The following is a 22,415-nucleotide window of genomic DNA, read 5'->3' as shown; positions in this document are numbered from 1 at the left end:
CCCGGTCACGAACTGCCCGACAATGGACGCAGTGTTGTTCGACATGGACGGCGTGCTGGTCGACTCCGAAGAGTACTGGGTCGAACTCGAAGAGGAGCAGGTCCTGCCCGAGGCCGTCGGCGAGGGCGTCGTCGACGACGAGGAGATCACGGGGATGAACTACCGCGAGATCCACGGCTACCTCGAGGAACACTACGGCGAACACCTCGATATGGGTCGCGAGGAGTTCGAGGCCTACTACGAGGACGCCGCCGAGGAGCTGTACCACGAGCACGCCGAGTTGCTGGAGGGGTTCGAGGCGCTGGCCGACGACCTGCGCGACCGCGGCGTCCGAACGGCCGTCGTCTCCTCGTCGCCGCTGGACTGGATCGGCATCGTCGTCGACCGGTTCGGCATCGACGAGCACTTCGACGCCGTCGTCAGCGGCAACGAGATCGACGGGCCGAGCAAGCCCGAACCCGAAGTGTACGAGATCGGAGCCGCGGAGGTCGGCGTCGACCCGAGCGAGTGCATCGCCGTCGAAGATTCCGAAAACGGCGTCGAAGCCGCGAACCGCGCGGGAATGACCAGCGTCGGTTACCGGACCGAGATCAATCAGGGGATGGATCTCTCGACGGCCGATCACGTCGCAGACGGCCCACAGGAGTTGCGCGGCCTGTTGTTGGAGCTGACGAGCTGACTACTCCACCCGCACCGTCCGCGAGTCCCGCACCGGCAACAGCGGCAGATCCGGGAAACAGACCTCGACCGTGAACTCCATCGGGCTTTCCGACCCGCCGAAGACGCCGACCGGCACCTCGACGGGCTGGGAGAGATACGCTTCGGTGGCGGTCATTTCGACGCCGTTGACCGTCACGCGCACGCCCGCCTGCGCGCCCTCGCCGGCGTTGGTCACAGTGACTTCACACATCTCGTTGTCGCCCTGCGCGATCGAGTCGGGGAAGGCGCCCCAGTCGATGCCGACCACGGGAAGCTCGCCGGCGGCGTCGACGACGCGCTCGGCGACGCCGTCCGAGAGGCCCGCGGCCACTAACCCATCCACGCCGGCCGACTGAACGTCCGCCGGCGTCGTCAGTCCCTCGGAGGCCAGTTTGCTCGCCCGGCCCGAGCCGATGCCATCGACCGCGGTCAGCCCGACGGCGTCGTCGCTGACGCCGTTTTCGAGGCGCGCCTCGACGCGCCGGGCGAGGTTGGCTGCCCGTGGCTCTGCGAAGCGCTCGAAGAAGGCCTGTAGCGAAGAGAGCAGCCGAACCGCGTTCTGGCGGATCACCCACGCGTCGCTGGAGAGGTCGGCCGGCGTCGAGCCGGTCATCGAGGAGTGCAAGATCGCCAGCACCTTGCGCTGGCCGGCGTCGACATCGCCGACCGTCTGGCCCGACAGCACCGCCGAGATGGCGTCGCGCTCGGCGGAACGGGCGTTGACCGAGTCGAACTCGCTGGCGGTCGCCACCGCTTCGAGGACGGCGTCGACATCGATTTCCTCGCCGGTGGCAACGTCGTGAAATCGTTTGGCAGTGTCGAGGCGAAGGTAGTACTTCGAGGCCAGCGTTCCGAGTGCGGTGGAGTCGACGCGCAACCCCTCGGTCTCGACGAAGCCGCGCGCTTCGAGGCCCGCGAGGGCGTCGCTGACCTGCTCGCGGAGGGCGTCGTCGAACGCCGCGTCGTCGAGGTCGCCGAAGCCGTACTGGTCGGGAACCGACTGGGCACGCCGGTAGTAAAACGTCGTCTCGATCCACTCGACCACGTCGTCGAGGTGCTCGACGGTGCCCATTGCGATTTCGGCGTTGAGGTGGGACTCTACGTCCTCGGCGAGGCGGGACTCGATCTCTTTGCCCTCCGTCAGGAGTCGGCGGTACTTGTCGGCGTCCGAGCGATCGCAGACGATCCAGCCGTAGCCCACGTCGTCGTAGCCGGGCCGTCCAGCGCGCCCGAGCATCTGGAGCACGTCCAGCGGGCTCATGTCGACCTCGCCCTCCAGCGGGTCGTGATACTTCGTGTCCCGGATCACGACACAGCGCGCCGGGAGATTGACCCCCCACGCGAGCGTCGACGTGGAGAACAGGAGTTGGATCTGGCCCTCCTTGAACCACTGCTCGATCAGGTCCCGGTCGTTCTTCGAGAGCCCGGCGTGGTGGAAGGCGACGCCGTCGAGCGCCGACTTCCGGAGCGTGTCGTTTTCGAGTTGCTGAGTCTCGGTGTGGTAGTCGTAGTCCCCACGGGCGCCCATCGAGAGGTCGCGCTCTGCAATCTCGTCGCGGGCCTTCTTCGCCGCTTGAACGGTGTCTTGGCGCGAGGAGACGAACACGAGCGCCTGTCCGCCGTCGTCGATGTGGGGTTCGGCGAGGTCGAGCGCCCGATAGAGGCGCCGATACTTGTCGGCAAAGGAGTTCTCGCCGTGGGTGTAGGTGCGCACGTCGGCGTGTAAGTCGACCGGGCGGTACTCGTCGCCGAACTGGAACGTCGTCTCCTCGGGGGCGTCGAGCCACGCCGCCACGTCGTCGACGTTCGGCATCGTCGCTGAGAGCGCGACGACGCGAGGATCACAGAGCCGCCGAAGCCGCGAAATCGTTACTTCGAGGACGCTGCCGCGCTTTTCGGAGTCCAGCAGGTGGACCTCGTCGATCACGCAAACGTCGATGTCGGTGATAAACGAGTACCGCCGCGTGTCGTGCTTGCGGGTCGCCGAGTCGGCCTTCTCGGGCGTCATCACGAGGATGTCGGCACGTTCGGCGCGGCGGGGGTTCAGGTCGCGCTCGCCGGTGACGACGTACACCGAAAAATCCAGTTGCTCGAAGCGCTCCCAGTCGGACTCCTTCTCGTTGGTCAGCGCGCGCAGGGGAGCGATAAACAGCGCGGTGCCGCCGTCGGACAGCGCCTTGCAGATCGCAAGCTCGGCCAGTGCGGTCTTGCCGCTGCCCGTCGGTGCGCTGGCGACGACGTTCTCGTCGGTGTCGAGAATCGGACGGTACGCCTCGCGCTGCATCTCGTTGAACTCCTCGAAGGCGAATGCGTCCGCGAAATCGGGGAGAACCTCGGCGACCTCCATCGTCCAAATGGGTGGGGCCGGGCGTCATATGCGTTTCCGTTGGCGAGTCCAGCCGCGATGGGAGCCAAGCGGTCGGCGGGAAAGCGGAGAGACGCCGCCGTGAGATAACCAAACATGCGTTTGCGTGACACTATTCTCTATATTTGGAAATCAAGTCTTCCAGTTAATACGTGAACGTGTGTAGTAAGAACTGTAAGAGGGAGAACAACGATGTCCACCAAGACCGAAAACAGACTCGAAAGCCAGTACGGCGGAATCGCACTCGAAGGCCGGCCCCACGCGCTGTCAGCGTGGTTCGTCGTCGCCCTACGTGTCGTCATCGGCGGAATGATCCTCTTTGCCGGCCTCGGCAAAGTCTCCGAATGGCCGTTCGACGCCGCCGGCTACCTCGCCTACGGCGTCGACCCGGCCAGCCCGGTGAGCGGCCTGTACGCGGCCATGGCCGGCAACGCGGCGCTGATGGAGGTCGTCAACGTCGTCGTCCCGGTGACCCAACTCCTGATCGGCGTCGCGCTGATCGCCGGCGCGTTCGTCCGACTGGCCGCGCTGGGCGGTGCCATGCAGATGGCGCTGTTCTACCTCGGCGGGTGGACCGGCGACTGGCTCGCCCTGTTCGACTCGACGCTGATCTACGGCGTCGTGTTCCTCGCCGTCGCCGCCTTCGGCGCGGGCCGAATCCTCGGTGTCGACCGTCGGCTCGAACAGGTCGAGGTCGGCGGCGAGGCGCTGATCGAGCGCTACCCCGCGCTTCGATACGTGCTGGGCTGAGTGAGTCGATAGGTATCTCTTTTCATGCCAATATCTATCATACACAACCTAAACCCATCGTTCATTACTAAGAGCGATGGGTATAAGATATGTATACCATGATATACCAAGCCGTCCCGATAAACGACTAGTCAATAATAATATCAAAGTAACTAGCATGAGTGTCATCGCAGAGCTCAGAATTCCCGCCACCGACTTCGAGCTTGGGCGTATTCTCAATCTGTCAAATGGTGCCAGTGTCGAGTTGGAAACACTCGTGCCTGCCGGCGAGCGTGCGGTGCCGTTTTTGTGGGTGTACGGCGTCGACACCGAGGCGTTCGCGGCGCGACTGGATGCAGAGCCCAGCGTCGAGGAGATCGAGATCGTCGAGGCGTTCGACTCACAGGCGCTGTACGGACTCGACTGGAACGCCGCCGACGATCTGCTCCTCACGACGATTCGGGACCAGTGCGGCCAGATCGTCCGTGCGACCGGCAGCGGCGAGGAGTGGCGGTTCGAGCTCAGATTTCCGGACCACGACGCGATGTCGACGTTTCGACGCCGCTGCGAGGACGCCGGGGCGACGATCACGGTCGCGCGCGTGTACCATCCGACCGGACCGGACGCCAGAGCGCGGTTCGGGCTGACCGAGCACCAGCACGAGGCGCTGACGCTGGCCGTCGAGATGGGGTACTACGACGTGCCGCGGCGCTGTACGACCGTCGAAGTAGCCTCGGAACTGGGCATCTCCGATCAGGCGCTGACCGAGCGACTGCGGCGTGGCATCTCGGCGCTCGCGGAAAACACCGTGTTCGCCCAGACCAACGCGACCGCCGCGGACTGACGTGGTAGGGCGCCCGCGTGGAATCGCCGGCCGGCATTACAGTCCATGGTGAACGGTTATACCCGAATCTACCGAACCTGCGCACACCGTGTCTTGCCGAGCAACCACTGGCTCAAACAATGACTAAGACAGCCGACGATCTGATTCTCGAAGCCTTGGCGAACGAACGGCGGCGGCGAATATGCAAAGTGCTCGCAAACACTGATCGCACGGCGCTGGGCGTCGACCGGATCGCACACCGGCTAGCAACCCGCGAGGAGGACAGCACGACGAGGTCCATCTCGAAGCACGCAGAAACGCTCGTCGTCGAGTTGCATCACGTACATCTCCCGAAACTCGACGGGGCAGGGATCGTCGAGTTCGATAGTGACGGCGGGACCGTGTACTGTCGGGACGAGCGGGTCGTCGGGTCGGTCGCAGCGGGGCGGGTGCCCCCCGAAGTCGGTCGAACAGATCCGGATGAGAGCTGAGCGCGTCGGGGGACAGAACGGTGATCCCGCAACCTTTTGCTGGGGGAGCCCGGAACGTCAGGCATGAGTCGCTCGCGCAAGCCCGACTGGCTGGCCGTGCAACCGCCGTCCGGGCGCGAGTTCACCGAGATCAAGCAGACGCTCCGCGAGCACGACCTCAACACCGTCTGCGAGGAGGCCAACTGCCCGAATCTGGGCGAGTGCTGGAGCGGTCGAACTGACGGATCGGCGGGCGGCGACGCCGGCGGGACGGCGACGTTCATGCTGATGGGCCACAAATGTACGCGCTCGTGTGGCTTCTGTGATGTCGAGACCGGCGGCGGCGAACCGCTCGATCCCGACGAGCCCGAAAACGTCGCCAGCGCCGTCGCCGAGATCGGGCTGGACTACGTCGTCCTGACCTCGGTCGACCGGGACGACCTTCCCGAGCAGGGCGCGGCCCACTTCGCCGAGACGATCCGCGAGATCAAGCGTCGGCATCCCGGTGTCCTCGTCGAGGTGCTGATTCCCGATTTCCAAGGCGAGCCCGAACTCGTCCGGAAGATCATCGACGCCGAGCCGGACGTGCTGGCACACAACGTCGAAACCGTCGAGCGCCTGCAGGGCAAAGTCAGAGACCCCCGCGCTGGCTACGAACAGAGCCTCTCGGTACTCGAACAGGCCAGCCGCGAGTCGGACATCTACACCAAGACCTCGATCATGCTCGGCCACGGCGAGTACGACCACGAGGTCTACCAGACGCTCGCGGACCTGCGGGAAGCCGAGGTCGACGTGGTGACGCTGGGCCAGTATCTTCGTCCCTCCCGAGAACACCTCCCGGTCGAATCCTACGATCACCCCGATAAGTACGAGACGTGGCGTCGCGTCGCCGAGGAGGAACTCGACTTCCTGTACTGCGCGTCGGGCCCGATGGTGCGATCGTCCTACAAAGCGGGCGAGCTGTTCGTCGACGCCGTGCTCCGGGAAGGCAAGAGCGTCGAGGACGCCAGAGCCGAAGCGCGGGCGAGCGACTAAGCGTATCAGCACGCCGTAATTGGGCGTTCGTGCAGAAGATCGTCGCAGATAGCACCCCGACCGACGAGACAGATATTTTGCCCGCAAGAATACAGATTTCGTTTTGATTCACGGCTCGTAACTGGACGTGTTTGCGAGTAACTAGCAGTGAGCGACCCGATAGTAAAACTATCTACGAAAATCCTATAACCCGAGCGAACGATCATGTAGGTATGCGCCGGAGGATTCTCTCATGAGTACGATACAGCGCGACCCTGACGAGCGGGTACAGGTGCTCGACGACGCGGGACGGATACGAGAGTGCGCCGAAGTGCCCGACATCGACGACGAGACGCTGGTCGAGATGTACCGGGACATGCGACTGGCCCGGCACCTCGACCAGCGGGCGGTGAGCCTGCAGCGACAGGGCAGGCTGGGTACCTACCCCCCGATGTCGGGGCAGGAGGGCGCGCAGGTCGGTAGCGCCCACGCGCTCGCCGAGGAAGACTGGCTGTTCCCGAGCTATCGGGAGCACGCCGCGGTGACAGTACGGGGAATGCCCATCGAGCAGACGGTGTTGTACTGGATGGGCAGCGAGGCAGGGGCCAAGCCGCCCGAGGGCGTGAACGTGTTCACACCGGCCGTGCCGATCGCCACCCAGATTCCCCACGCGACCGGCGCGGCGTGGGCATCGAAGCTCAAGGGCGAAGATCGGGCGTTCCTGTGTTACTTCGGCGACGGCGCGACCAGCGAGGGCGACTTCCACGAGGGGCTGAACTTCGCCGGCGTGTTCGACGTGCCTGCGGTCTTTCTGTGTAACAACAACCAGTGGGCGATCTCGGTGCCCCGTGAGCGCCAGACCGCAAGCGAGACGCTGGCTCAGAAGGCCGAAGCCTACGGCTTCGAGGGCGTGCAAGTCGACGGGATGGATCCACTCGCAGTGTACAAAGTCACGCGCGAGGCCGTCGAGAAGGCCAAAGACCCCGACGACGGCGAGTTGCGCCCGACGTTGATCGAGGCCGTCCAGTATCGCTTCGGCGCCCACACGACCGCCGACGATCCCAGCGTCTATCGGGAGGAAGCCGAAGTCGAGCGCTGGAAGCAAAAAGACCCGATCCCGCGACTGGAGACGTTCCTGCGCTCGACGGGGCGACTCGACGACGAGCAGGTCGGCGCCATCGAGACGGAGGTCGAGGAACGCGTCGCCGACGCCGTCGAGACGGCCGAATCCACCGAGCGTCCCGACCCCGAGGAAATGTTCCGACACGTCTATCAGAACATGCCCGACCGGCTCGAACAGCAACTGGAGTACCTCCGCCGGCTCCGCGAAACGCACGGCGACGACGCCCTACTGGAGGACTGACCATGGCGAGCAAACAACACCCCACCGAGACGCCGGACCCGAGCGCGGTCGAGACTGACTCGTTGACGCTGGTCGAGGCGGTTCGAGAGGCAATGGCGACGGAACTGGCCCGCGACGACGACGTGCTGGTGATGGGTGAGGACGTAGGAGCGAACGGCGGCGTGTTCCGCGCCACCGACGGGCTGTACGAGGAGTTCGGGGAAGACCGCGTGATCGACACCCCGTTGGCGGAATCGGGCATCGTCGGCACGGCCGTCGGGATGGCCGCCTACGGCCTCAAGCCGGTCGCCGAAGTCCAGTTTATGGGCTTTATTTACCCCGCGTTCGACCAACTCGTCTCCCACGCCGCGCGCCTGCGAACGCGCTCGCGCGGCCGGTTCACCGCCCCGATGGTCGTCCGGGCGCCCTACGGCGGCGGCATCCGCGCGCCCGAGCACCACTCCGAGTCGACGGAGGCCTTCTTCGCCCACCAGCCCGGCCTCAAGGTCGCGGTCCCCTCGACGCCCTACGACGCCAAGGGGATGTTACTCAGCGCGATCCGCGATCCAGATCCCGTCCTCTTTCTCGAACCGAAGCTGATCTACCGGGCGTTCCGGGGCGACGTGCCCCGAGAGGACTACGAGGTGCCGCTGGGCGAGGCCACCGTCCGACGCGAGGGATCGGACGTGACGGCCTACGCGTGGGGCGCGATGGCCCACCGGACGACCGAAGCCGCCGAGAACCTCGACAGCGAGATCGACGTGGAGGTGGTCGACCTGCGCTCGCTGTCGCCGCTGGACCGCGAGACGATCGTCGACTCCTTCGAGAAGACCGGCCGCGCCGTCGTCGTTCACGAGGCGCCCCGCACCGGCGGGCTGGCCGGCGAGATCACGTCGATCCTCCAAGAGGAGGCCCTGCTGTATCAGGAGGCGCCGGTCGAGCGCGTCACCGGCTTCGACACGCCGTTCCCGCTGTACGCCACCGAGGACTTCTACCTGCCCGAACCGACGCGCATCGAGGACGGAATCAGGGAGGCGGTGGAGTTCTGAGATGGTCCGAGAGTTCAAACTGCCCGACGTGGGCGAAGGCGTCGCCGAGGGCGAGATCGTGCGCTGGGCCGTCGAACCCGGCGACGCCGTCACCGAGGACCAGCCCGTCGCCGAAGTCGAGACCGACAAGGCCGTCGTCGACGTGCCCGCGCCGGTCGACGGCACAGTCAAAGAACTGCTCGCCGAGGAGGGCGAGATCGTCCCCGTCGGCGACGTGATCGTCACGTTCGACACCGACGAGGAGGGCGAACCCGAATCCGATGCCCAGATGGAGACGGACGCCGACGCTGAGACAGCGGCGGACGCCGAAGCAGAGACAGCCTCCGACGCGGACACGGCGGCATCTGGCCGCGTGTTCGCGCCGCCGAGCGTCCGGCGGTTGGCACGCGAGGAGGGCGTCGATCTCGGAGCGATCGAGGGCACCGGGCCGGGCGGACGCATCACGGCCGGCGACGTGGACGCTGCCGCGAGCGGGGATGCCGGAGCAGCCGCAAGCGGCGGCGCAGATGCTCGGGCGGACGCCGCGGCGTCGTCGACCGCCCCCGACGCCGAGGCGGCGGTCGATGCCGAAATGCAATCGCAGGAATCGACGGGCGGCGCCGAAGCGCCGTCGCAGGAAGCGACACCGGTTGCGGAGACTGGCAGAGAGACGGCGCGGACCGACGCCGCGGACGCCGCCGACCGCGACCGGACGCTGGCCGCGCCGGCGACGCGGCGGGTCGCCCGCGAGGAAGGCGTCGATCTCGACGCGGTCCCGGCGACAGAGGAGCGCGACGGCGAGGCGTTCGTCACCGAGCAGGCGGTCCGGGAGTACGCCGCCACCCAGCGCGAGGCACAGACGGCCGAGACAGCGTCCCTGCAGGCCGACACCGGAGCGGCGGCCGACACCGCAGTTGCGGGAGAGCGCGAGCGACGCCGCCCCTACCGCGGCGTCCGGCGGACGATCGGCGAGCGCATGAGCGACGCGAAGTTCAGCGCGCCCCACGTCACCCACCACGACACGGCCGACGCGACCGAACTGGTCGAGTTGCGCGAGCGACTCGCCCCCGAAGCCGACGAGCGCGGCATCCGGCTGACCTACACGCCGCTCGTGATGAAAGCCGTCGTCGCCGCGTTGAAACAGCACCCGATCGTGAACGCACAACTCGACGAGGACGCCGAGGAGATCGTCGAGAAGCGCTACTACAACGTCGGCGTCGCCGCCGACACCGAGGCGGGGCTGATGGTGCCGGTCGTCGATGACGTCGACGGGAAGGGACTCCTGCAGGTCGCCTCCGAGACGAACGAACTCGTCCAGAAGGCCCGCGAGCGCTCGATCGAGCCGAGCGAGCTGCGCGGCGGCACGTTCACGATCACGAACGTCGGCGCGATCGGCGGCGAGTACGCCACGCCGATCATCAACCGGCCGCAGGTCGCCATCCTCGCGCTCGGGGCGATCGAGCAGCGGCCGGTGGTCGAAGACGGCGAGGTCGTCGCCCGCCACACGCTGCCGCTGTCGCTGTCGATCGACCACCGGGTCGTCGACGGCGCCGATGCCGCCCGATTTACGAACACCCTGATGGAGTATCTCGAAGAACCGTCGCTGTTGCTGCTGGAATAGACCCTACCAACTACTTACCTCCCGATACAAGCACTCATCAATGGTCGTCGGAGACATCGCAACAGGAACGGACGTACTGGTGATCGGCGGCGGACCGGGCGGCTACGTCGCCGCGATCCGGGCCGGACAGCTCGATCTGGACGTGACGCTCGTCGAGGACGACGCCGTCGGGGGCACCTGCCTCAACCACGGCTGTATCCCCTCGAAGGCGCTCATCTCGGCGACCGACGTGGCCCACGACGCCGCCCACGCCGAGGAGATGGGGATCGAGGCCGACCCCGAGATCGACCTCGGCGGGATGCAAGACTGGAAAGGCGGCGTCGTCGACCAACTCACCGGCGGCGTCGAGAAGCTCTGCAAAGCCAATCAAGTCAATCTGGTCGAGGGGCGCGCGGAGTTCGCCGGCGAGCACGAGGCCCGCGTCGTCCACGGCGGTGATGGCCAAGGCGCCGAGACGATCGAGTTCGAGCACGCGGTCGTGGCGACGGGCTCGCGCCCGATCGAGATCCCCGGCTTCGCCTACGACGACGAGCCCATTCTCGACTCCCGGCAGGCGCTCGCGCTGGAGTCGGTGCCGGACTCGCTGGTTGTCGTCGGCGCGGGCTACATCGGCATGGAACTGGCGGGCGTGTTCGCCAAACTCGGCACCGACGTTACCGTCATCGAGATGCTCGACCGAGCGCTGCCGACCTACGAGGACGACCTCGCTCGCCCCGTCAAGAAACGCGCCGAGGAGTTGGGCGTCGAGTTCCACTTCGGCCAGAGCGCGAGCGACTGGCGCCGCGGCGACGACGGCGTCGTGACGGTCGAAACCGAGCCGGCTGACGACGCCGACGACGGGCTCGAACTCACCGCCGAGAAGGTGCTCGTCGCGGTGGGACGCCAGCCCGTCACCGACACGGTGAACCTCGACGCCGCGGGGCTCGAACCGAACGACGGCGGCTTCTTGGAGACCGACGAGGAAGCCCGGACCGACGTAGAGCACATCTTCGCCGTCGGCGACGTGGCCGGCGAACCGATGCTGGCTCACAAGGGCAGTAAGGAGGGGCAGGTCGCCGCCGAGGTGATCGCCGGCGAGCCCGCAGCGCTGGATTATCAGTCGATCCCCGCGGCGGTCTTCACCGACCCCGAGATCGGCACCGTCGGGCTCACAGCGGAGGACGCCGAAGACGAGGGCTTCGAGCCGATGGTCGGGGAGTTCCCGTTCCGTGCCAGCGGCCGAGCGCTCACGACCGGCGACTCCGACGGGTTCGTCAGGCTCGTCGCCGACGAGGAATCGGGGCTCGTCCTCGGCGGGCAGGTCGTCGGCCCGGAGGCCTCCGAGTTGATCGCCGAGATCGGACTGGCCGTCGAGATGGGCGCCACGGTCGAAGACATCGCCGCGACGGTCCACACCCACCCAACGCTATCCGAAGCCGTGATGGAGGCCGCCGAAAACGCGCTGGGCCACGCCATCCACACGCTGAATCGGTAGGCGGAGCCCGCTGGCCAACAGCCCGACTCCGTAGCGACGCGACGCCCCGCGACGGCGGTCGCGGGAGTATCTGGAACGTACGTCTTTGAGCAGTCCAGTCGTACTAGCGCCCATGAGAACAGTCGAGTTTCCTCACGAAGAGGTGGAACAGAAAGAGGTCTGCCCGGCGTGTGGATCTGTGGGGCTCTGGGACGGCGAGAAAACGGATCTCGACGGCCGCGTGCTCGCGGAGTTCTACGAGTGCGAAAACCCGGATTGTGACTGCATCTGGTGGGTCGGTATCGAGGACTGACGCCGACGCCGCGTGAAGCTATCGAGCGAAAATATTTTCTCCCCGTGTTGAGTGCAAAGAGGTGCTGATGAGCGAGACCGGGGAAGTTGTAAGCGCGTTCATAGCGCTGTCGGTGCTCACAAGCTTGCTCCTTGGGACCGTTACCGACCCGTTCTCCGCTGGAGGCGGTCTGCTGGCAGTCGGAGCGTACGTGGCCACGTTTATGCTTGCGAGCGGGTTTATCCGAATGAATCCGAGTCGATCAGCGAGTAGCGTGTGGAAAGCGGTCATCGCTGTGGTAGCGGCGTCACTCGTACTCGACGTACTGCTCGTGGCGTAGCCAGTCCGAACCCGCGACGACCGCGGCGTTTTTCACCCCGAAACCAGTAGCTTCTGTCAATGAACGTAGTCACGCTGGGGCCCGAAGGAACCTACTCACACCGCGCGGCCCAGTCGATTTCCGATACGGTCGACTTCCGCGAATCGGTGACGGCGATCGTCAACGCCGTCGCCGACGGCGAGTACGACCGCGGCGTCGTCGCCATCGAGAACAGTATCGAGGGCAGCGTCACCGAGAGCTTAGACGCACTGGCGGAGTACGAGGTCGCCGTCGTCAAGGAAGTCGTGACGCCGATCCGTCACGCACTGCTCGCCCAAAACGAGGAGTTCGACCGCATCGCCAGCCACACGCAGGCGCTCGCGCAGTGTCGGGGCTACCTCGACGAACGGTACCCAGACGCCGATCTCGAAGCCGTCGCCAGCACGGCTCGCGGCGTCGAACTCGCCCGCGAGGACCCCGCCGTCGCCGGCATCGCCCACCCCGACAACGGCGGGGGCGACCTCGAGGTGCTCGCCGAGGACATTCAGGACCGGACCTCGAACGCGACGCGCTTTTTCGTGCTGGCGCCGACCGAGGACCGCTCGCCCGCCGGCGGCAAGTCGACCTTCGTCGTCTACCCGAACGCCGACTACCCCGGCCTGCTGCTCGACCTGCTCGAACCCTTCGCCGACCGGGACATCAACCTCACGCGCGTCGAGTCCCGTCCCAGCGGGGAGCGACTGGGCGACTACGTGTTCCACATCGACGTGGCGGCGGGTCTGTACGAAGACCGGACCGCACAGGCGCTGACCGAGATCGAGCACATCGCCGAAGACGGCTGGGTGCGACGCCTCGGCTCCTACGACTCCGAACACGTCGTGTGAGCGCCGGCAATCGTTCCGTCAGCAGTCTCGATCTTTTCGGAGGCCCGATTTTATGAGCGATAGCGTCGAAGTTTTCCACGGGCACTCCACCCCAGATCCAGTATGCGAGGGAACCCGTTCGAGGAGTTCGAGAGGATGCTAGAGCGGATGAACCGGCAACTCGGCCAGTTCGAGGGCGACCTCGAAATGCGGACGGGCGTCTCCTCGGCGTCGGTCGACGTGGCCGACCACGACGAGGAGTTCGTCGTCACGGTCGACCTGCCGGGCTACGAAACCGACGACATCGACCTGACGCTGACCAACGACACGGTCCGAATCGAGGCCGAGCGCGAGGAATCGACAGAAGAGGACGACGAGGACGAGCAGTACATCCGCCGGGAGCGGCGCCGACAGACAGTCAGCCGATCGGTGACGCTGCCCGACCCCGTCGACGAGACCGACGTGTCGGCGTCGTACAACAACGGCGTCCTGACGGTGACGCTGCCGAAGCAACACGTCGACGGCGACGGCCACGAGATCGACATCGAGTGAGGTGCCGACACCGAGCGTGGCGCGGGCGCGACCTACTCGTCGAGCGCGGCGTCGATCCGCCGAGCGCACTCGTCGGCGCGCCGTTTCCAGTCGTCGGGCCATTCACCGCCCCGTTTCGGCGGGTCGAGGTCGAAGTCGACCGGAGAGTAAGACACTCTATCGAACGCGTCGGCGGCGACCCGGCCGACGAACTCGGCGTTCTCCCGCTTCGAGGAGACGCCGCCGCGAGCGAGGTCGTAGTAGCCGGTGAACACCTGACAGACGACGATCCGATCGTGCTCGTCGAGCGCGCCGTCGGCGAGATGTCTGAACAGTTTCGCGGAGTTGTCGGCGGGATCGGCGCGACGCCACTCCAGTTCGATCAGCGCGAGCGTGCCAGAGGTTCCTGATTCCGCAGTGACGCCGTTGTCGACCCCCGCAACGTCGACCGGCGTCGGACCGACGCGATACTCCGTCTGCCAGTCGAAGAATGGCCGGCGCTCTGCGAGGGTCTCGCGGAACCGGTCCTGGACGGCCTCGGCGAACTCGCCCACGAGCTCGACGTGGGCAGCTCGGGAGTGTCAGGCTGCGGATAGCAGCCGCTTTTTCCGGTTTTGGGCGCCGAGAAAAACGCGGTGAAGTCCTTACTCCTCGATATCGATCGCGGGCCGGCCGGGCTCGGCCTTGTTCGCCACGCTGTCGTCGGCCGCCTCGGCGCGGACGACATCGACAGGAGCCTCGAACTCGCGCTCGACCAGCCACGCAGCGGCTTCCAGCGCCTCGTATTCGGCGTCGGGATCGAGCGTCATCGTGAGCGCCTCGCGCTCTTGTTGGAGGTCCTGCCCGTAGCTCGCGGCGGCGTCGCCCTGTTCGCGGATGTCGCCGTTCTGCATCAGTTCCGAGATCAGGTTGTCGGCGTCGGACTCGATGGCGATGCCGAGCGCGTCGTATTTCCACTCGGGCGTCACGACGACATCGATACGCTCGGGGTCCTCGATCCCGGCGACATCGATGATCTGTCGAACGTCCTCGCGGGTGTTCTCGACGAGGTTGCGACGGCGTTCGACGGTCTGGCGGTCGGCGTCGGCCGCGGGCCACTGGGCCTCGGCGACGAAGCCGTCGTTGCCTAGTTCCGACCAGAGTTCCTCAGCGAGGTGGGGCGCGACCGGCGCCAGCAGACGAACGGCAACCGAGAGGCCGCGTTCGAACGTCTCGGCGTGGACGGCGCCGCGCTCGCGGTACTGGCGGAGCGTCCGAACGAGCGACTGGGCCTCTCGCAGCGCCTCGTTGAAGGTCAACTCGTCGTACTCGTCGGACGCCACGGCGACCGCGGCGTCGATCTCGTCGGCGACGTAGCTGGCGACCGCGTCGTGGTCGCCGTCCGCGGCCTCGGCGTCGAACGTCTCGACGGTGTCTTTCAGGCGCGTCAGGAACCGGTAGGTCGACTTGACGCCCTCCTCGCTCCAGTCGAAGTCACGCTCGGGCTGGGCGGCCTGCATCATGAACAGGCGGGCGGTGTCGGCGCCGTACTCCTCGACGATGCGCTGGGGCGAGACGACGTTGCCCTTGGACTTGGACATCTTCTCGCCCTCCAACTGGACCATCCCCTGCGCGAGCAGGTTGCTGAACGGCTCGCGGTGCTCTAGGCCCTCGTTGTCGGCCAGCACCTTCGTGAAAAAGCGGGAGTACAGCAGATGCATCACGGCGTGCTCGATGCCGCCGACGTACTGGTCGACGGGCATCCAGTCGTTGGCCCGCTCCAGATCGAAGGGTGCGTCCGACAGGTCGGGCGAGACGTACCGCAGGAAGTACCACGAGGAGTCGAAGAACGTGTCCATCGTGTCCGTCTCGCGGGTGGCGTCGGCGCCGCAGTCGGGACACGTGGTCTGTTTCCACTCCTCCGCGGCGTCGAGCGGATTCCCGGTGGTGTTGACGAACTCGGGCAGTTCGACCGGCAGGTCCTCCTCGGGAACCAAGACAGGGCCACAGTCGTCGCAGTGGACGACCGGAATCGGCGTCCCCCAGTAGCGCTGGCGGGAGATGCCCCAGTCGCGCAGGCGGTACTGGGTGGCGTGCTCGGCGCCCTCGGTGTCGTCGGTGATCTGCTGTCGGGCGGTCTCACTATCGAGTCCGGAGTAGTCGCCGGAGTTGACGAGGACGCCGTCGTCGGTGTAGGCCTCCTCGGAGACGTCGGGCGCTTCCGGCTCCTCGCCCTCGTCCGGTTCGGGTGCGATGACAGGCTGGATGTCGATGCCCATCTTCTCGGCGAAGGCGTGGTCGCGCTCGTCGTGGGCGGGGACGGCCATCAGCGCGCCGGTCCCCACGTCCGAGAGGACGAAGTCGGCGACGTAGACGGGGATCTCGTCGCCGGTGACGGGGTTGGTCGCCACGAGGTCGGTCTCGACGCCGTTTGGCTCGTCGCCGTCGGGGTCGGCCTCGTGCTCGACGAACTCGTGGACCGCGTCGTCCTGCTCGGCCAGTTCCTCGGCGATCGGGTGATCCGGCGCCAGCGCGAAGAACGTCGCGCCGTGAATCGTGTCCGCGCGGGTGGTGAAGGCGGTGACAGAGCCGTGGCCCTCGACCTCGAAGTCGAGTTCCGTCCCGTGCTGGCGGCCGATCCAGTTGCGCTGCATCTGGCGGACCGAGTCCGGCCAGCCCTCCAGATCGTCGATATCCTCGAGCAACTCGTCGGCGTACTCGGTGATCTGCAGGAACCACTGTTCGAGTTCGCGCTCCTCGACGGGGTGGCCACAGCGCCAGCAGAGTTCGTCGTCGCCCTCGACCTGCTCGTCGGCGAGCACCGTCTCACAGTCGGGACACCAGTTCACGTCGGCGTCCCGGCGCTCGGCCAGCCCCTCCTCGACGAACCGGCGGAACAGCCACTGGTTCCACCGGTAGTACTCGGGCTTGCAGGTGGTGATCTCGCGCTCCCAGTCGTAGCCAAAGCCCATCGACTCCATCTGGTCGCGCATCGTGTCGATGCAGTCGAACGTCCAGTCCCGCGGGTTGGTGTCCCGTTCCTTGGCGGCGTTCTCGGCGGGCAGGCCGAAGGAGTCCCAGCCCATCGGGTGGAGGACATCGTCCCCGAGCATCCGACGGTAGCGGGCGTATGCGTCCGTAATCGTGTAGTTTCGGACGTGGCCCATGTGGAGTTTGCCGGAGGGGTAGGGGTACATTCCGAGGACGTACGTCGGGTCCTCGACCTCGTCGGGCGTCCGATGCACGTCCGCGTCGTCCCACGCCTCCTGCCAGCGGGCCTCGACGGCGGCGTGGTCGTAGCTCTCCTTGCTCATCAGCTTACACGTGAATCGACGGGTGGGCGCCCTATACCTTTCCATCCGACTTCCGAGCCTGTTCGGTGGGCCACTAGAGGTGGCTGAACGATTCCTCCAGATCATCCCTAGTCGCGTTCAAAAACAAACAATGAGATGAATATCCGTTTTAACGGTCTTTACTTTTAGAAAAATCGACGTATTTGTTAATGAGCGTTTGGAACTGACGGGCTGTAACCGATACTTATGTCAACGACACTCACAGGACCGTCGACGAACGAACGAAATCCGTTCGTCTACGTCATCGGAGCGCTGGCGGCGCTGACCGGGCTTCTCTTTGGCTTCGACACCGGCGTCATCTCAGGGGCGCTGCTTTTCATCCCCGACACCTTCGCCATGACGTCGTTGTTCGGCATCTCGATGGACGAGTCGCTCGTCGAGGGCTTCGTCGTGAGCGGCGCGCTGGTCGGGGCGATCGTCGGCGCCGCCGTCGGCGGACGCCTCGCCGACCGGATCGGACGCCGAAACGTGATCCTCGTCGCCGCAGTCGTGTTCTTCGTCGGCTCGGCGATCATGGCCGTCGCGCCGACGATCGAGTGGCTGTTCGTCGGCCGCGTCGTCGACGGCGTCGCCGTCGGGCTGGCGTCGATGATCGGCCCCCTGTACATCTCCGAGATCTCGCCGGCCGACATCCGCGGCGGCATGGTGACGCTGTTCCAGTTCGCCGTCACGTTCGGCCTGCTGACCTCGTATCTGGTGAACTACGCGTTCGCCGAGGACCTGCTCGTGACGGCGGTGACGAACCTCGCGTTCGAGGGCGCCGCCGTCTGGCGCTGGATGCTCGGTGCGGGGACGGTTCCCGCCGCCGCCCTGTTCGTCGGCATGCTGTTCATGCCCGAAAGTCCGCGCTGGCTGTTCGAGCAGGGGAGAGTCGAGGAGGCACGGGACGTGCTCGCGTCGGTCCGGACGGGCGATCAGGTCGACTCGGAACTCCGCGAAATCAAAGAAAAAGCCGAGGTCGAGGACGCGAGCCTGCGTGACCTGCTCGCTCCGTGGGTCCGGCCGATGCTGGTCGTCGGCGTCGGGCTGGCGGCGTTCCAGCAGTTGACCGGCATCAACACCGTGATGTACTATGGTCCGTCGATTCTCGAATCGACCGGCTTCGGCGCCAGCGGCTCGCTGCTGGCGACGGTGGTCATCGGCGTCGTCAACGTGACGATGACGCTGGTCGCCCTACTGTTGATCGACCGTGTCGGCCGTCGGCCGCTGTTGCTGGTCGGACTCGTCGGGATGACCGTGACGCTGACCGGGCTCGGCGCCGCGTACTTCCTGCCCGGCCTCTCGGGCGCGGTCGGTCTGATCGCGGTGGCCAGCCTGATGCTGTACGTCGCGTTCTTCGCCATCGGCCTCGGACCGGTGTTCTGGCTGCTCAACTCCGAGATATATCCGCTGAAGGTTCGTGGCACCGCGGTCGGCGTCACGACGGTCGTCAACTGGGCTGCGAACCTCGCGGTCGCCCAGTCGTTCCCCGTCCTCGTCGCCCGGATCGGCGAGGCCGGCACGTTCTGGACGTTCGCGGCGCTGAGCGTCGCCGCATTCGCCTTCGCCTACGCCTTCGTCCCCGAGACGACGGGCCGGTCGCTCGAAGAGATCGAAGATGACCTGCGCGAAACCGCGCTCGGCGGCGAGTCGCGGATCGACGGCGCCGTCGGCGCCGACGACGACTGAGAGCGGCTGCACTCGCGCCCGCCATTTATGCGTCAGTTCGTTGGATCTAGCCCATGAGCGACGCGGACGAGGAGCCGTCGTTGCCCGAGAAGGCGTATCGAACGGTGACGCCGGGGACGCACGGGCGCAAGGACGCCGAGATGGACGTGATCGGCTGGGGGCTGTTGCTCGGACTGCTGATCTTGCTGATACCGCTGTTGCCCTTTATCCTGATCGTCTGGCTGATCACGAAACTCCTCGATGCGGTCAGCAGCGGCGAGGAGTAGCACGATATCGACAAGCAGCGGCCCGCTCAGTCGAGATTGACCATCTCGAAGGGGTAGCCGTCGCCGTTCTCGCGGGCGTTCTCGTAGACGACGTGGGCCGCAGCAACGTCCTGAATTGCCAGCCCCGTCGAGTCGAAGACAGTGCGGCCGTCCACAGCGGTACGCCCCTCCGCGTTCCCGGCGACGATCGCGCCGAGTTCGGCGTGGATGTCGCCCTCGCCCAGCACGCCCTCGCTCCAGGGCACGTTGATCTCGCCGGAGTGGGTACACTGCTCGTGGTCGTCGATGACGAGTTTCGCCCCGGTCAGCACCGCGTCCTCGATCTCGTGTTTGCCGGCGGCGTCGGCGCCGATGGCGTTGACGTGCGTGCGCTCGCCGAGGTCGTCGACACCGACGATCGGCTCGCGCACCGGCGTCACCGTCGAGAGCACGTCGCAGTGACCGGCTTCCGAGATCGACCCGCCCCGTACGTCGAAGCGGTCCTCGAAAGCGTCGACGAAGTCGGCGACGCGTTCGGCGTCCTGATCCGCGACGACGACCTCCTCGATCGGGCGCACCTCCGCGATGGCGTTCAGCTGGGTGTACGACTGGACGCCGGCGCCGACGAGGCCGAGACTCGTCGCATCCTCGACGGCGAGCTGGTCGGTCGCCACGGCCGCCGCGGCGCCCGTTCGCTTCATCGTCAGTTCCGTCCCGTCCATGACCGAGCGGGGGTAGGCCGTCTCGGGATCGGAGTAGATCAGCGTCCCCATCACGGTCGGCAGGTCGTACTCCTCGGGGTTGTCTGGGTGGACGTTGACCCACTTGACGCCGGCAGCGTCCCACGCGTCGGTCTCGACGTACGCCGGCATCGACCGGAAATCGCCGTTGTACTGTGGCAACTCGATGTAGGACTTGGCGGGCATCTGTACGTCGCCGCGTTCGTAGGCTGTGAACGCCCGTTCGACGGCGTCGATCACGGCACCGATCTCGGCGTTTGCGTCGACGTCCTCCCCGTTTAGCAACAGCGTCTCCATGCGTGGCAAATTTTGCGGGATCGTACTTAATATGTGCTGCCGAACGGCGTCGTGGTACCGGAATGTGATATTGCATCGCCGATCGGCGGCGTCGTGACGCTGCCGGGCGATGGCGTCGTGACGCCGCTGTGCGGTCCGAACGCCGCTCCAACGCCAGCGCCGCCGCTAACCGGGCGAGCGCGAAAGAAAGGCGCGAGTCGTTCGACGGGCGGTGCGGTCGGCGTGTCGATGAAGCTACTGGCAGATGGGCCGAGCTTACATCATGCCGCCCATGCCGCCGCCCATACCGCCGCCCATGCCGCCGGGCGCGCCGCCGGGGCCGCCCGCGGGCGGGCCGCCAGCGTCGTCGTCGTCGTTGCCGACTTCGCCGCCCTTCAGGTCGCCTGCGGCGATGACGTCGTCGATGCGCAGGATCATCACGGCCGCCTCGGTGGCGGACTCGATGGCCTGCGTCTTGACGCGGAGCGGCTCGACGACGCCTTCCTCTTCCATGTCGATGACGTCGCCCGTGTAGGCGTCGAGGCCGGCGGCCTCGTTGCCGCTGTCGTGCTCGCTACGGAGCTCGACGAGCGAGTCGATCGAGTCCAGCCCGGCGTTCTCGGCGAGGGTGCGCGGGCCGACTTCGAGCGCGTCGGCGAAGGCCTCGACGGCGAGCTGCTCGCGGCCGCCGACGGAGTCGGCGAACTGGCGCAGTTCGAGGGCGAGTTCGGTCTCGGGGGCGCCGCCGCCGGGCAGGACCTTGCCGTCCTCCAGCGTGACGCTGACGACGCCGAGGCTGTCCTCGATGGCGCGCTCGAGCTCGTCGACGACGTGCTCGGTGCCGCCGCGGAGCAGGAGCGTGACGGACTTTGCGTTCTCGACGTCCTCGACGAGGATCTGCTGGCTGCCACCCACGTCCTGCTGGGAGACGGAGCCGGCGAAGCCGAGGTCGTCGGACTCGATGTCGTTGACGTTGCTCACGACGCGAGCGCCCGTCGCGCGGGCGAGCTTCGTGGCGTCGTCGGATTTGACGCGGCGGGCCGCGAGCACGCCCTCTTCGGCGAGGTAGTGCTGGGCCATGTCGTCGATGCCGTCCTGGGCGAACACGACGTCCGCGCCGGCGTCGACGATCTGGTCGACCATCTCCTTGAGCTGCTCTTCTTCCTGATCGAGGAAGTCCTGGAGCTGGTCGGGGTCGGTGACGTTGACCTCGGCGTCGATCTCGGTCTCTTGGACTTCGAGCGCGTCGTCGAGCACCGCAACGTCGGCGTCCTCGACGAGGTAGGGCATGTTCTCGTGGACGCGCTCCTTGTCGACGAGGACGCCCTCGACGAGCTCGGAGTTCTCGACGGTCGAGCCGACGATCTTCTCGACCTTGATGTTGTCAGTGTCGACGTCGCCGTCGTCGGCGACGCTCGTGACGGCGTTGACGACGAGCTCGGCGAGCAGGTCCTTGGCGTTCTCGGCGCCCTTGCCCGTCATCGCGGTGGCGGCGATCTCCTCGAGGATCTCGGTGTCGTCGGCGTCGACCTCGATGGCGATGTCCTCGAGAATGTCTTTGGCTTCTTCGGCTGCCTGTCGATACCCCTGCGCGAGGGTGGTGGCGTGGATGTCCTGATCGAGCAGGTCCTCGGCCTCGCCGAGGAGTTCGCCGGAGACGACGACGGCGGAGGTGGTACCGTCGCCGACCTCGTCCTCTTGGGTCTCGGCGACTTCGACGATCATGTTGGCCGCCGGGTGCTCGATCTCCATCTCCTTGAGGATGGTGACGCCGTCGTTCGTGACGACGACGTTGCCCGTCGAGTCGACGAGCATCTTGTCCATGCCTTTCGGACCGAGTGTGGTCCGAACGGCCTCGGCAACGGCCTTGCCGGCCGTGATGTTCATCGACTGTGCGTCCTTTCCGGAGGTGCGCTGACTGTCCTCGGAAAGTACGATCATCGGCTGATTGCCCATCTGCTGTGCCATGTCGGTAGACGATTGATTGCCATTCTATATAAATCCTTTGTTCCAAGCGGTGTGTAGACGAGTAACACGGTAGACGTAGCGGTCGACAGGCGCTGCCGAGACGCCCATTCATAAGGCAATATCCCAAGCCACCGCGAAAACCAGACTCCAGACCGCGCTACGAGGAGTTCGCCGAGGTCGATGACGACGCCGCGGCCTCGATCCGACTGGCGAGCACCAGCGACTGGGTGCTCTCGAGTTCGAGCGTATCGAGCAGGGCGTCTGCGGGCCCCGAGATGACGACGGCGCCGAGTTGCGAGTAGCGCTGTTCGACGGTGACCGAGGACGAAAGCGACTCGGTCAGCGACTCGATCGCCTGTTCGAGCAACTCACGCTGGCGCTGTCGATACTGTTCGGTGGCCTCCTGCTGGGTGAGGTTGCCCGACTGGACGCCCTGCTGGGCCTCGCTCTGGGCCTCCAAGAGCGCCTGCTGGTCGGCGGCGACGACGACGCCGACCTCGCGCTGGCCGTCGCCGTCGCTGTCGTTCTGTGCGAGTCCGAGCCGCTCGCTACAGCCGGCGAGCAGCGCCGTGCCGCCGGCGCCGGCGCTCTGGAGGAGTTTGCGTCGGCCGGTCGAGAAATCGTCGGTCATCGCCGG

21 protein-coding genes are annotated in these 22,415 nt (G+C 66.4%); 15 read left to right on the top strand and 6 right to left on the bottom strand.

All coding sequences use genetic code 11. The features are described from left to right. The first annotated feature begins 22 nt into the window (after positions 1-22). Positions 23-679, top strand: a complete 657-nt coding sequence (locus tag CRO01_RS12630) for an HAD family hydrolase (RefSeq protein ID WP_179747482.1) — start codon at positions 23-25, stop codon at positions 677-679. On the opposite strand, the gene CRO01_RS12625 is transcribed toward CRO01_RS12630, so the two are convergent. Next, the gene (locus tag CRO01_RS12625) at positions 680-3,046 is read right to left on the bottom strand and encodes a DEAD/DEAH box helicase (RefSeq protein ID WP_097009504.1); all 2,367 of its coding nucleotides are present in this window, start codon (positions 3,044-3,046) and stop codon (positions 680-682) included. 210 nt (positions 3,047-3,256) lie between these two features. Between CRO01_RS12625 and CRO01_RS12620 the strand changes: the two genes are divergently transcribed. The 12 genes from CRO01_RS12620 (at position 3,257) to CRO01_RS12565 (ending at position 13,570) form a co-directional block, all read left to right on the top strand. Next, the gene (locus tag CRO01_RS12620; RefSeq protein ID WP_097009503.1) at positions 3,257-3,814 is read left to right on the top strand and encodes a DoxX family protein; all 558 of its coding nucleotides are present in this window, start codon (positions 3,257-3,259) and stop codon (positions 3,812-3,814) included. Between the two features lie 157 nt (positions 3,815-3,971). After that, complete coding sequence (locus tag CRO01_RS12615; RefSeq protein ID WP_097009502.1) at positions 3,972-4,637, top strand: helix-turn-helix domain-containing protein; 666 nt, start codon at positions 3,972-3,974, stop codon at positions 4,635-4,637. A gap of 119 nt (positions 4,638-4,756) precedes the next feature. After that, positions 4,757-5,107, top strand: a complete 351-nt coding sequence (locus tag CRO01_RS12610) for a DUF7344 domain-containing protein (protein ID WP_097009501.1) — start codon at positions 4,757-4,759, stop codon at positions 5,105-5,107. Between the two features lie 63 nt (positions 5,108-5,170). Then, positions 5,171-6,121: a lipoyl synthase gene (gene lipA / locus CRO01_RS12605; protein WP_097009500.1), complete on the top strand. Its 951-nt coding sequence runs from the start codon at positions 5,171-5,173 to the stop codon at positions 6,119-6,121. A 232-nt stretch (positions 6,122-6,353) separates the two neighbouring features. Then, a complete protein-coding gene (gene pdhA, locus CRO01_RS12600) occupies positions 6,354-7,463 on the top strand; it encodes a pyruvate dehydrogenase (acetyl-transferring) E1 component subunit alpha (RefSeq protein WP_097009499.1) in 1,110 nt (369 codons plus the stop codon). A gap of 2 nt (positions 7,464-7,465) precedes the next feature. Continuing rightward, on the top strand, positions 7,466-8,491 hold the full coding sequence (locus tag CRO01_RS12595; RefSeq protein WP_097009498.1) for an alpha-ketoacid dehydrogenase subunit beta: 1,026 nt from the start codon (positions 7,466-7,468) through the stop codon (positions 8,489-8,491). 1 nt (position 8,492) lies between these two features. Then, positions 8,493-10,091, top strand: coding sequence for a dihydrolipoamide acetyltransferase family protein (locus CRO01_RS12590; protein WP_097009497.1), 1,599 nt, complete (start codon positions 8,493-8,495; stop codon positions 10,089-10,091). A 40-nt stretch (positions 10,092-10,131) separates the two neighbouring features. Then, positions 10,132-11,565, top strand: a complete 1,434-nt coding sequence (lpdA, locus tag CRO01_RS12585; protein ID WP_097009496.1) for a dihydrolipoyl dehydrogenase — start codon at positions 10,132-10,134, stop codon at positions 11,563-11,565. A gap of 112 nt (positions 11,566-11,677) precedes the next feature. Continuing rightward, entirely contained in the window at positions 11,678-11,857 is a 180-nt protein-coding gene (locus CRO01_RS12580) for a hypothetical protein (protein WP_097009495.1), read from the top strand. A gap of 67 nt (positions 11,858-11,924) precedes the next feature. Further along, the gene (locus CRO01_RS12575) at positions 11,925-12,176 is read left to right on the top strand and encodes a hypothetical protein (RefSeq protein ID WP_143824957.1); all 252 of its coding nucleotides are present in this window, start codon (positions 11,925-11,927) and stop codon (positions 12,174-12,176) included. Between the two features lie 59 nt (positions 12,177-12,235). After that, positions 12,236-13,039 (top strand): prephenate dehydratase, encoded by an 804-nt coding sequence (pheA, locus tag CRO01_RS12570; RefSeq protein ID WP_097009493.1) that lies wholly within the window; start codon positions 12,236-12,238, stop codon positions 13,037-13,039. 102 nt (positions 13,040-13,141) lie between these two features. After that, entirely contained in the window at positions 13,142-13,570 is a 429-nt protein-coding gene (locus CRO01_RS12565) for an Hsp20/alpha crystallin family protein (RefSeq protein ID WP_097009492.1), read from the top strand. Positions 13,571-13,602: 32 nt separating this feature from the next. Here CRO01_RS12565 and CRO01_RS12560 read toward each other — a convergent pair whose 3' ends face one another. Both CRO01_RS12560 and leuS read right to left on the bottom strand, forming a co-directional pair. Further along, on the bottom strand, positions 13,603-14,103 hold the full coding sequence (locus CRO01_RS12560) for a hypothetical protein (protein ID WP_097009491.1): 501 nt from the start codon (positions 14,101-14,103) through the stop codon (positions 13,603-13,605). 90 nt (positions 14,104-14,193) lie between these two features. Beyond that, positions 14,194-16,842, bottom strand: a complete 2,649-nt coding sequence (leuS, locus tag CRO01_RS12555) for a leucine--tRNA ligase (protein ID WP_097009490.1) — start codon at positions 16,840-16,842, stop codon at positions 14,194-14,196. 225 nt (positions 16,843-17,067) lie between these two features. Here leuS and CRO01_RS12550 point away from each other — a divergent pair, with 225 nt between their 5' ends. Further along, positions 17,068-18,549 (top strand): sugar porter family MFS transporter, encoded by a 1,482-nt coding sequence (locus CRO01_RS12550; RefSeq protein WP_097009489.1) that lies wholly within the window; start codon positions 17,068-17,070, stop codon positions 18,547-18,549. A gap of 53 nt (positions 18,550-18,602) precedes the next feature. Beyond that, positions 18,603-18,815, top strand: coding sequence for a DUF7535 family protein (locus tag CRO01_RS12545; RefSeq protein ID WP_097009488.1), 213 nt, complete (start codon positions 18,603-18,605; stop codon positions 18,813-18,815). A gap of 26 nt (positions 18,816-18,841) precedes the next feature. Here CRO01_RS12545 and CRO01_RS12540 read toward each other — a convergent pair whose 3' ends face one another. From CRO01_RS12540 to CRO01_RS12530, 3 genes are all read right to left on the bottom strand, one after another. Continuing rightward, a complete protein-coding gene (locus tag CRO01_RS12540; RefSeq protein ID WP_097009487.1) occupies positions 18,842-19,831 on the bottom strand; it encodes an ornithine cyclodeaminase family protein in 990 nt (329 codons plus the stop codon). Positions 19,832-20,086: 255 nt separating this feature from the next. Next, positions 20,087-21,766: a thermosome subunit alpha gene (gene thsA, locus CRO01_RS12535; RefSeq protein WP_097009672.1), complete on the bottom strand. Its 1,680-nt coding sequence runs from the start codon at positions 21,764-21,766 to the stop codon at positions 20,087-20,089. Between the two features lie 169 nt (positions 21,767-21,935). After that, the gene (locus CRO01_RS12530) at positions 21,936-22,409 is read right to left on the bottom strand and encodes a hypothetical protein (protein WP_097009486.1); all 474 of its coding nucleotides are present in this window, start codon (positions 22,407-22,409) and stop codon (positions 21,936-21,938) included. Between the last annotated feature and the right edge of the window lie 6 nt (positions 22,410-22,415).

This window comes from Natronoarchaeum philippinense, from assembly GCF_900215575.1.
GTDB classification, from domain to species: Archaea; Halobacteriota; Halobacteria; order Halobacteriales; family Natronoarchaeaceae; genus Natronoarchaeum; species Natronoarchaeum philippinense.
This window is presented reverse-complemented; position numbering and strand designations above follow the sequence as displayed.